Source organism: Spirochaetales bacterium (assembly GCA_016930085.1).
In the GTDB taxonomy this organism is placed as follows: Bacteria; Spirochaetota; Spirochaetia; order SZUA-6; family JAFGRV01; genus JAFGHO01.
This window is the reverse complement of sequence record JAFGHO010000078.1, coordinates 1-9,884: the sequence shown is the minus strand read 5'-3', so window position 1 is coordinate 9,884 and position 9,884 is coordinate 1. Positions and strand designations below refer to the sequence as shown.

The window sequence follows — 9,884 nt, the reverse complement described above, 5'->3', positions numbered from 1 at the left end:
CGTCAGGGCAGTGGTTTGCCTGCGGCTTCCTTCAGATTCCACCTCACGATGGACACCCTTGCCGTCCGGCTAACAGTTCCCCCTGCCTGCCGGGCGCACCAAAAAAAGGGAGCCGTTTTTAAACAGCCCCCCTTTAATATACAATCGCTTCGCTTTCGATACTATTTCACAAACTCGAGTACGCCGTATCCGGCGGTCGATTGCCAGGAATCATTGGTCAGGTCATTCCATTTGGAAATATTGTCCCGCTTTCCGCTTCCCTGGTCGTCATTAATCTGCAGATCGAATCCTATGGTCGTCCCCGCTTCGGGAATCAGTGCCCTGAAGGGGATAATCATTTCGACCGCGTATCCGCCGTCAATGATTCTGGCGGCACTCTGAAACCCCTTGACGCTTCCCGTCGAGCCGAAAGACGCGAGATTTTCATAATTGACCCTGAACTGCCCGTCATCTTTCTCGTAGGACGGCGTCTTTTTATTGTTCTCGTCGATAAAGACTTCAACGCTGTCCTGCATGTAAACGAGATCGTTTGACACGCTGAGGACTTGATCATTCACCTCTATATAAACACTGACCGCTTCATCGTTCCATAACGCCCATGCGTTGCCGGTCGCGCCTTTATACGCAAACTCCTCACCGCCGATCCCGCTGATGAACTCTTTAATAGGCATCGGGGGACCCTTGTATAGATCATCCTTTTTTGCGTCTAAAACCGGTGTCCCGTAATAGGCTTTTCCTATTTTGGGTGTTTTGACGAGATTGAGGACGCCCCAATAGCCGGGATTCGTGCTGTTGACGGTTTCCTGGTCATTCCATTTAATATATGCTTTCTCGCCGTCTTTTACCAGGACATCGAATCCGACAGCGATGTCCTTGGCGCCTTCGATCTTGTTGAAAGGAATACGCGCTTCGAATACGTAACCTCCCTTTTTCTTTAAAACCGCCGCGTCTTTGGAGTTTTTGAATCCTTTGTCCAGAACGAAATCAATCGTTCTGTCGTCACTGTCCATGGTCTGAGATCTTTTATTGTTCTCATTGATAAAGAATGTTATCGCATCATTCTGAAGCGGCGTCGTGTCGGCGACATCGAGAAGGATATACAGATACGCTTTATCCCACTGAGCCTTGACTGAAAAACTCAGCCCGGTCGTAATGGGAATATTCGGGAAAAACTCCGGATACTGCCAGCTTGAATCCTCTTTACCGTCGACGACCGCGCTTCCCTCGGCCGCCTTTGCCATATTGATTCTCGGAGTGAGTTTCGAAGGATCCACCAGCCCCCAATAAAAGGGCTTGGCCTTCAGATTGACATCGAACGGCAGCGGCCAGTCTTCCCGTTCGACAAAGTGATACTTGAGCCATGTGGAATCATCCGCCAATCCCCAGAAACTCACACTGGTGACATTTTTATCGTACTTTTTATACAGACTGAAGACGTCTTTCAACCGATGCCCCTGTTCGTTGAGGATCTCCTTGCCGATCGACGTATATTTATCCTTCCTGTTGTCATACACACTCACATCGAGTTCGGTGATATGAATCTCGAGTCCCGCATCCGAAAAATCCTTCAACGCCTTGTCGATCTCGGCCATGTAGGGGGCGGTCAGCGTTATATGCATCTGCATTCCCACGCCGTCGACAGGGACGCCCTTCGACTGTAACCGTTTGATGAGGGCAAGAAGGTATTGCCGCTTTTCATAGATGGTACACCCCCATTCATTGAGGATGAGTTTCGCATCGGGATCGGCTTCTTTTGCGTAACGGAACGCGAGTTCGACATATTCTTCGCCGAGAATATCATACCACTTGTTTCTGTGCATGCCGTCAGGCTTTCCCTGATCGATCGGTTCATTGACGACATCCCAGGCGTAAATCTTTCCTTTATAACGCTGCATTATTTCGGTTATATGGTCTTTCATACGCTTCCGTAATGTCTCTTTCGAAGCTTTTTTACCATTTTCGACGAAAAACCATTCGGGGCACTGGTTATACCAGATCAGCGTATGGCCGCGTACGCCGAGATTATGTTCCCGGGCAAAAGCGACGATCTCATCGGCAGGACGAAAATTATATTTATCCTCCTGGGGATGAATGATAATCGGCTTCATGACATTTTCCGGAGTAATGCTGCTAAAATGTTTTAACAACAACTCGGCATGTCCATCGAATTTCAGTGCCGAGGGTTCGACCGCAGCCCCGATCAGAAAATTATCCTTGAAAAACTCCTTTAAACCGATTATATCCTGTTCGATTTCCTTTTTTTGTATCGTTACTTCTTCTTTTACCGGCTGTGTTGTCTCTGTCTCCACTGTTGCCTTCTGCGGCGCCACGCAGGAAAAAGCAAGCGAGAGAATAAGAAACACCGGAAATACGCGAGCTTTCATATATACTCCTTTCATTAATTGATTAATGAGCATAAAATATATATAATTCAGAAGCAGGATTATGTCCATGGTATTTTATAAGTTATTTATTGGAATTCGACGGCAAATACGAGAATACAATACCAATGCCGCAGCTATAGAAAAGGCATTGTCGATCAAAACAAGGCGACATTGCATTATTATGGCTTATATTATGGTCTTTTATGGATAGTTGTGTTAGGATGATAGTCCCCTGCAGACGGTGTTCCCGGCTGTTTTCACACGATCATATCCGGGAAGCACTTCCTGCCGGAATAACGACCGGCACGAGAAAAGAGGTATCGTGATGCTTTCGGAGAGAATCAAAAATCTTATACCCTATGTTCCCGGCGAGCAGCCTCAGGACAGGCAGTATATCAAACTCAACACCAACGAAAATCCTTACCCGCCGTGTCCCGGCGTCAAAAGCTTTCTCGAAAGCTTCGATTATTCGAACCTGCGGCTATATCCCGACCCGCTCGCCGAGAGGGTCAGGGAAAAAATTGCCGGCTACTATCATGTCGAAAAAGAAAATGTCTTTGTCGGAAACGGCTCGGACGAGGTGCTTTCGTTTGCCTTTTATGCCTTTTTCGACAGTGCGCGGGGGCCGCTTCTTTTTCCCGAGTTTACCTACAGTTTTTATCCCGTCTATTGTAATTTTTACCGCATCGATTATAACGGTATCGGGCTCAATGATGATTTTTCAATCGACATCGAACGATTTCTCAGTCAACGCCCATCCTGTGGACTCATCTTCCCCAATCCGAATGCCCCGACCGGGATTTTTCTGGATCTGCAGTCGGTGAATGACCTTCTCCGCGGCTATCCCCGCGACAATGTCGTCATTATCGATGAAGCATATATCGATTTCGGCGGGCAATCCGCGGTGAACCTCATATCGGAATACAAAAATCTTCTTGTAACGGGAACATTCTCAAAAAGCAGATCCTTAGCCGGATTACGATTCGGCTTTGCCGTCGGCTCTCCCGGGCTTATTCGGGCACTCTTTACGGTAAAGGATTCCTTCAATTCATACCCGGTCGATTATCTCGCACAGCGGATAAGTGAAATCGCCATCGAAGAGGATGCATATTATAAAAAAACCACGGCTTCGATCATTTCGACGCGGGATCTCCTCGTTCATGCGTTAACCGAAGCGGGCTGGCATGTGCTGCCGTCCAGGGCAAACTTCATCTTTACCGGAAAAAAGGGAATTTCCGGAGAATCGGTATACCGGACATTAAAACAGGAGGGGATTTTAGTCCGTTATTTCAATATACCGGGAATCGACGGCTTTGTGAGAATAACGATCGGTACCGATCCGCAGATCGGGCGGCTTCTTGATGAAATAAAACGATTATTTTGATTCGATTTTGACGCAATCCGGGGCAAGGCGCTTGATAAAGCCGAGACTTATCTCCTGCCATTCCATTTCCCTGCTGATTTGAAAAATGATCGTGTATCGTTTATCGGAAGAAACCTGTAAAATACTCATCACCCACTTGAGAAAACACCGTATTCCGCTCGAATTGATAAAATCGAGCTCCCTGACATCGCAGACGATAATTCGAAAACCGCTTGTCACAACGGCTGAATGAATTCGCGTAAAATACGGATTCAATTTGCTGTCCGGCAGAATCATATCGATGGCGCCCCTGAAACGAATATTTATCGAGTTTTCACTATCATTAATATCCACTTCGAGCCCCTGCCATTTCAGGTTTTCTATCCCCAGACTGTTCATCGGCATCATAGTATCCGAATGACGGCCGGCTTGCAAGCCTTTTTTACGGCGATCGGAACCGTCGCGCGGCATTATGTCCCGGCTCCGGAGCCGGACAGCGTACCGGCAAGACCTTCAAGGTCTTCAATGACGATGCGCTCCGGGAACGCATCTCGGGTACCGCATGCAGCGCATTTATAACCGGGTCCGATATCATATTGCCTGAAAAACCACGGACCGGAACCGGTATCGGATGTTAGGCGAATGCCATCTTTCATGATACCGATCGTAAATGACGAAAGGGAACATGCCATCCCCTTTCCTATGGCCTTGATATAGCTTTCTTTCAGCGTCCAGAGTTCAAAAAAATACGACAATTGTCGTACCGGATCTTTTTCCAGTATCGCCAGGTATTCTTCAGGGGAAAAAAACCGTTTCGCGATAGTCAGGCTGACCGGATGTATCCGCTCGACATCGACACCAACCGGCCCGCACCCGACAATACAAACGACCCATTCCCCCGCATGCGAAAGGTTGAAATGGAAATTGCCGCAGCCGCGTAAAAAAGGTTTTCCGTATGTATTCGTTTCAAAATCGATAGAATCGTTTACGACATTGAATTTCCTGCAAATAACGGCACGGATCAGGATTTCGGCGATAAGGGCCCTTTCGGCATCCTCTTTGCGTCTGAAACGGAGTATCCTTTCTCGACGACGCGTACTGATGCCGCTAAGCATATATTCATAGAGATCCGGCTTAACCGGTTTTTCTCTTCTGACTCCATATAGTTCACACATCGATTCATTCACGACAGACACGGCGTGCCATTATACGTGCCGAAACGTTTTTTTTCAAGCCGTAGAGACCGAATAAGCAGGGACGGAGGTCCGCCGGGGACTATATCCGGCCGGTCTTTTTTTTTACCGAAGGTGGGGCCGTTTTTACACAATAACCTTGCACCGGACGGCAGAAACTGTCAGGACATGTGTTTTATGAACGGCTACACTTATGATAGAATGACAAAAGGAGAGGAAATATGGAATGGATCGAGAGAATGAATACGGCCCTGAAGTATATCGAGGACAACCTCCTTCAGGAGCCCGATACCGCCCGGGTGGCCTATGAGGCCAATTCGTCGGAATTCCATTTCCAGCGGATGTTCCGGATGCTGACGGGCTACAGCGTGGCGGAGTATGTACGAAACCGCAGGCTTTCGCTCGCGGCCCAGGACATTCTCACCGGCCGGGAGAAAGTGATCGACATCGCTTTCAAATACGGATATGAATCTCCCGAATCCTTTTCACGTGCGTTCTCACGTCTTCACGGGGTGTCGCCGCGGGATACCCGCAAGGAGAACGCCAAACTAAAACTCTTCTCTCCCCTGTCGTTCCATCTTTCAATAAAAGGAGACGTATGTATGGACTACAGGATCAAAACAATGAAAAGCTTTTACCTGACGGGTAAAAGCACGAAGGTAACGAGCGAGGGCGGGCGGAACTTTAAAATCATCCCCGACTTCTGGAAACAAAGCGAGGCAGACGGCACTATAAAGAAGATCGAAGCCCTGAAAAATAGGCAAAAAAAGGGAGTGATCGGCAATGCGATGGCCGCCGTAATGTGGTACAAGGATACCGACACGGAGGACGACTGGTCCTACCTTATCGGCGTCGAAACCGACGGCGACCGGGGAGAAATGGAAACCGTCAAGATCCCGGCACGCACATGGGCGATATTCGAATCGGTGGGTCCCATGCCCGACGCGATCCAGGATGTGTGGAAGCGTATTTTCAGCGAATGGTTTCCTTCCTCCAATTACGAGCACGACAAGGCTCCGGAACTCGAAATATACCCGCCCTGCGGTGAAAACGGCGACGATTATTACTGCGAAGTATGGATTCCCGTCGTCAGGAAAAAATAACAGCAGGCACTACGGATGTGCCGGGTGTTGGCAGGTTAGTTATACTATTGTCCGCTTTTTGTTTGTTAGTACTTACGGCCGGATGGATGCATCGAGCTTCCACCCGGCCGCGGATGTTATCCGGGTATATGGTTTTACTTTCGCTATATGTAGCTGCCGGTTGTCTGTATTTATTCAAGCGCCGGTCTTCTTCCTTCATCCCGGATAGATGAACAAGATGTACGACTATGTTTTCAAATCCGCCGCTTCCCGGTGTCATGGCTGCCTTTGAATTATCAGGTAACGGCAAGTCTTTTCCCTGTCGCCGCTCTTTTGTTTTTTGATTCTACCTTTTTCCCTCCGCCCTGTCAAGGTAACATTCATCTTATAAAATGATATATTTCCCCCTGGGGTTCCCAGAATTCTTTATCCTCAATATCAACACCCAGTTTATTACAATAATCAATCAATATCTTCTTGTTGAATTTACTTTTAATTAATATATTCTTATACAGATTTTCATCTTCAAAATCCTGTACCGGACCCTTGCTGTAAAATTTCCATCGATTCCCATCCTTCATCGAATAGATAGTCCTTTCTTTCCCATCTTTTGTAAAATAATCAAAAAAATAACAAGGATATTTAACTTCATCAGCTAATTTTATATAAATACTTTCAACATATTTTCTTGTGCTTATGCAATAGATAAGCGAATGGTATGCTTCTCCAGTAGAATCAAGATATACTATATTATTTTTGCGGTTTAAAAAAACATATGATTTATATTCTGTAATTTTATGGAAATTAGTGACTAATTCAAAATTAATTTCATTTTCTGTAGTCATTTTTATTTCTTTCTTAAATGCTTCTTTTAATTCAATTTTTATATATTCTATTATATTTTCTATTTTATTGTCAAAAAATACTACAAATGCTATTTTTTTATTGAGTAATTCCATTTTTTATTTCCTTCGTAAAGCGAGCAGGTTATTTCCGAATATAAAAACGAAGACCTTTGCCATGATAAAATTGAGGGGCGGATGATTATCTTCAGCGCATATATTGATGATTTCGCCAAAGGAATGATTCATCACCGCATATGTATGGGATTCATCGAACCATATACTTTCATGATCGATCCCGATAATGAAGAACAGTGATGCGAAGATAAACAGACATACCCAGGCAACATAAAACCGAAAATCCTTACTCGAAAACATATGCTTTATCAATCCTGTATACCCTCCGTTCTTCACTCAGGATATTTTCCGGTACCCGTATGATAAGTGTATTGACAGTAAAGCAGATCACGGGCTTTTTTGGAAGCCTTTCAGTCATTTATAGAGAGTACCTGATACTGAATGCCCTATCCTCCAAAAAATATAGCCGGATCGTATTACGTAAGGGCCCGCGTCATACAACACTACCGAATTAATGTAAAAGCACATGCGTTATAATGAAGAAATAAAAACGTTCTCAGCAAATGTTCCCCTATCCCTTGACAAATAAAGATAATTCCAATAAAACATAGACATACAGGTAATCTTTAACATAGTTGACAAAACCTTTTAAAAGCATCAGGTATTTGCCGGCATGTCACATCGATTGCCTGTATTATAACAAAAGATTAACCGAAAGGAGCATGTCATGAAAAAAACCATCTTGACGATTTTCGCTTTATTGTTTCTCTCCACACCGCTTTTCCTCGCGGCTCAGGAATCGGTTGTATCGGAGAACGCTGTCACGGAGGATTATTGCCATGTTTATTTTTATCCGCATCTCTTGAACAGTGAAGACCGTCTTCAGGACGGGCCCGTATCATATGGAACACCCATACGTATAGAAGGAAGTACCTTTTTGATCTGGGTCGATCTCGAACCGGAGATGCGTTTTGTCCACAGGACCCTCTACCTGTTGCTGTCAAAAGAGGGTGGTGTACGGATCGTCAAAGGCGAATGGTGGCCGGTATTGAACGGCAAACAGATCCTGTATGGAGAAGAATCCGCTTACGCCGTGCTTTCACCTATTAACACCGCCGGCGCCGGTCAGGATAATATCGGTATTTTCATCTACCCGCAAGAACTATATCCCTATGATCGTCTTGTGGACGGGCCTTCGGGTACGCGATTTAAAATCGTCGACAATACCCTCCTGATATGGGTAGACATGCTTCCCCGGGCTTTCTTTACCCACCCGACCGCCTATATTTTGATATCAAAGGAATACACCAGAGTGGAAAAAGGAGGCTGGTGGCCGGAATTGAACGGAAGAAGAATCCTTTTCGGTGACCTCAACAAAACCGGTATTATATCGCCGTTTGTTTTACGGGCGCAGCATATCGACAATAAATAGCTTTGGCACGGCTCACGAATGGTTCACTACCGGAAACCATTCGTGAGCCGCCGCAATGAAGGCAGCGTTTGATCTTCAACAAAGCGCAACGCTGCTTTACAGCATGGAATCAATTGTTTTTTTTGTGTTATCCCCTTTATTTGCGCAGTAATCCGCTTGCCCCGAATAAAAACTTTTACTACCTTTTAATCATATAAAAATGGGAAGGAGTCATATCATGTCCAGCACCGTTATTTTCCTGCTTTTTATCGCCGTGGCTGCACCCCTCTTTCTTTTTATTTTCTCACGAATCTATAAACGGTCCATTGTCTTCGCTATTATCTCCGTTGTCTTTATCATCGCCATTCTTACCGCTCTGGTCGCGTATCTTAGCGGCGAGTGGGGATTGATGCACCTTATATGGGGTGTCCCACTCGTCCTCGTTTCGATGTTTGCCTGTTTCGCCCTTATCAACCGTATCATCAGCAAACCGATCAAGGCGACAGTGGCATTCTTGAATCGATGGCGCGTGGAAAACTCGAAAGGGTCGCAGAAACGAGGTACCTGGAGAAAAAAGACGAAGTTGGCGCCCTCCTGACCGCCCTTGATAAAACAGTCATCAAACTCTCGGAAATCGTCGACAGCATAAATGCCGTCACCGAAAGTCTGATATCGGGAAGCGAGCAGATGAGCGGGTCAGCCCGTGAACTCTCAATAGGCGCAAACGAACAAGTGTCCGCGGTTGAGGAGGTCTCCTCGACACTCGAACAGATTCACTCGAGCGTCAAACATAACAGCGATAACGCGATCGCAACAGAAAAGACGGCGCTCAAGGCGGCCGAAGAAGCCGACACGAGCGGGCAGTCGGTACAGGCGGCGATGAATGCCATGACGGATATCGCGTCCAAAATCCTCGTCATCTCGGAAATAGCCCGTCAGATCAACATGCTGGCATTGAACGCCGCCATCGAGGCAGCGCGCGCCGGTGAACACGGAAAAGGATTCGCCGTTGTCGCTGAGGAAGTGAGAAAACTGGCGGAACGCAGCCGGGCCGCGGCGGATGAGATAGGCGACCTCTCATCAACCACAAAAATCATCGCGGGCAAGACGGGTGAAACATTGACAGGTCTTATTCACGACATAAAAAAGACGGCGGAACTGGTTCAGGAGGTGAGTGCGGCCAGCCTCGAACAGGCGAACGGGATCGAACAGATCGGTAAAGCGGTCGTCCGGCTCGACCAGGTGATACAGAGAAACTCATCGGCGTCCGAAGAATCGGCATCGCTCGCGGAAGAACTCTCAAGCCAGGCGGAGAATCTCGACAACGCAATAAGCTGGTTTCAATTCTCGGAGCGTCATACCGCGATGAAAATCGGTGTGACCCGATAACCGGCGACGGCGGGAATATACCGATACATCCTTTAATAAAAAAGTATACTTTCCAGCAATTCCGGGTGATAGATTTTTTTCCTGATTTTTACAGCCAATTCTGATTGATAAGCATGTATATAATCATAAGAATAACAAATTT

General features: G+C 46.4%; 10 protein-coding genes. 5 read left to right on the top strand and 5 right to left on the bottom strand.

Annotation, left to right across the window (positions count from 1 at the left end):
* Positions 1-161 precede the first annotated feature (161 nt).
* Positions 162-2,384 carry an endo-1,4-beta-xylanase gene (locus tag JW881_13665; GenBank protein MBN1698557.1) on the bottom strand — a complete coding sequence of 741 codons (2,223 nt, stop codon included), beginning with the start codon at positions 2,382-2,384 and terminating at the stop codon, positions 162-164.
* Between the two features lie 325 nt (positions 2,385-2,709).
* On the opposite strand from JW881_13665, the gene JW881_13660 reads away from it, so the two are divergent.
* A complete protein-coding gene (locus tag JW881_13660) occupies positions 2,710-3,768 on the top strand; it encodes a histidinol-phosphate transaminase (GenBank protein ID MBN1698556.1) in 1,059 nt (352 codons plus the stop codon).
* On the opposite strand, the gene JW881_13655 is transcribed toward JW881_13660, so the two are convergent.
* Both JW881_13655 and JW881_13650 read right to left on the bottom strand, forming a co-directional pair.
* Positions 3,760-4,155 carry a hypothetical protein gene (locus tag JW881_13655; protein ID MBN1698555.1) on the bottom strand — a complete coding sequence of 132 codons (396 nt, stop codon included), beginning with the start codon at positions 4,153-4,155 and terminating at the stop codon, positions 3,760-3,762. The genes JW881_13660 and JW881_13655 overlap by 9 nt on opposite strands.
* A gap of 62 nt (positions 4,156-4,217) precedes the next feature.
* The gene (locus JW881_13650; protein ID MBN1698554.1) at positions 4,218-4,922 is read right to left on the bottom strand and encodes a 4'-phosphopantetheinyl transferase superfamily protein; all 705 of its coding nucleotides are present in this window, start codon (positions 4,920-4,922) and stop codon (positions 4,218-4,220) included.
* A 239-nt stretch (positions 4,923-5,161) separates the two neighbouring features.
* Here JW881_13650 and JW881_13645 point away from each other — a divergent pair, with 239 nt between their 5' ends.
* Positions 5,162-6,043 (top strand): AraC family transcriptional regulator, encoded by an 882-nt coding sequence (locus tag JW881_13645; GenBank protein ID MBN1698553.1) that lies wholly within the window; start codon positions 5,162-5,164, stop codon positions 6,041-6,043.
* Between the two features lie 359 nt (positions 6,044-6,402).
* Here the strand turns inward: JW881_13645 and JW881_13640 are convergent, their stop codons facing one another.
* Both JW881_13640 and JW881_13635 read right to left on the bottom strand, forming a co-directional pair.
* Positions 6,403-6,981 carry a hypothetical protein gene (locus JW881_13640; protein ID MBN1698552.1) on the bottom strand — a complete coding sequence of 193 codons (579 nt, stop codon included), beginning with the start codon at positions 6,979-6,981 and terminating at the stop codon, positions 6,403-6,405.
* A 3-nt stretch (positions 6,982-6,984) separates the two neighbouring features.
* Complete coding sequence (locus JW881_13635) at positions 6,985-7,242, bottom strand: hypothetical protein (protein ID MBN1698551.1); 258 nt, start codon at positions 7,240-7,242, stop codon at positions 6,985-6,987.
* A gap of 427 nt (positions 7,243-7,669) precedes the next feature.
* Here JW881_13635 and JW881_13630 point away from each other — a divergent pair, with 427 nt between their 5' ends.
* From JW881_13630 to JW881_13620, 3 genes are all read left to right on the top strand, one after another.
* Positions 7,670-8,374, top strand: a complete 705-nt coding sequence (locus JW881_13630) for a hypothetical protein (protein MBN1698550.1) — start codon at positions 7,670-7,672, stop codon at positions 8,372-8,374.
* Between the two features lie 217 nt (positions 8,375-8,591).
* The gene (locus tag JW881_13625) at positions 8,592-8,951 is read left to right on the top strand and encodes a hypothetical protein (GenBank protein MBN1698549.1); all 360 of its coding nucleotides are present in this window, start codon (positions 8,592-8,594) and stop codon (positions 8,949-8,951) included.
* A complete protein-coding gene (locus tag JW881_13620; protein ID MBN1698548.1) occupies positions 8,876-9,742 on the top strand; it encodes a hypothetical protein in 867 nt (288 codons plus the stop codon). The genes JW881_13625 and JW881_13620 overlap by 76 nt, the downstream gene beginning before the upstream one ends.
* Positions 9,743-9,884 lie beyond the last annotated feature (142 nt).

Excerpts from the sequence above, each read along its gene's own strand:
- JW881_13655 (MBN1698555.1), bottom strand. The coding sequence starts at position 4,155 with ATGATGCCGATGAACAGTCTGGGGATAGAAAACCTGAAATGGCAGGGG.
- JW881_13645 (MBN1698553.1), top strand. The coding sequence starts at position 5,162 with ATGGAATGGATCGAGAGAATGAATACGGCCCTGAAGTATATCGAGGAC.
- JW881_13660 (MBN1698556.1), top strand. The coding sequence starts at position 2,710 with ATGCTTTCGGAGAGAATCAAAAATCTTATACCCTATGTTCCCGGCGAG.
- JW881_13640 (MBN1698552.1), bottom strand. The coding sequence starts at position 6,981 with ATGGAATTACTCAATAAAAAAATAGCATTTGTAGTATTTTTTGACAAT.
- JW881_13625 (MBN1698549.1), top strand. The coding sequence starts at position 8,592 with ATGTCCAGCACCGTTATTTTCCTGCTTTTTATCGCCGTGGCTGCACCC.
- JW881_13630 (MBN1698550.1), top strand. The coding sequence starts at position 7,670 with ATGAAAAAAACCATCTTGACGATTTTCGCTTTATTGTTTCTCTCCACA.
- JW881_13620 (MBN1698548.1), top strand. The coding sequence starts at position 8,876 with ATGGCGCGTGGAAAACTCGAAAGGGTCGCAGAAACGAGGTACCTGGAG.
- JW881_13635 (MBN1698551.1), bottom strand. The coding sequence starts at position 7,242 with ATGTTTTCGAGTAAGGATTTTCGGTTTTATGTTGCCTGGGTATGTCTG.
- JW881_13650 (MBN1698554.1), bottom strand. The coding sequence starts at position 4,922 with ATGTGTGAACTATATGGAGTCAGAAGAGAAAAACCGGTTAAGCCGGAT.
- JW881_13665 (MBN1698557.1), bottom strand. The coding sequence starts at position 2,384 with ATGAAAGCTCGCGTATTTCCGGTGTTTCTTATTCTCTCGCTTGCTTTT.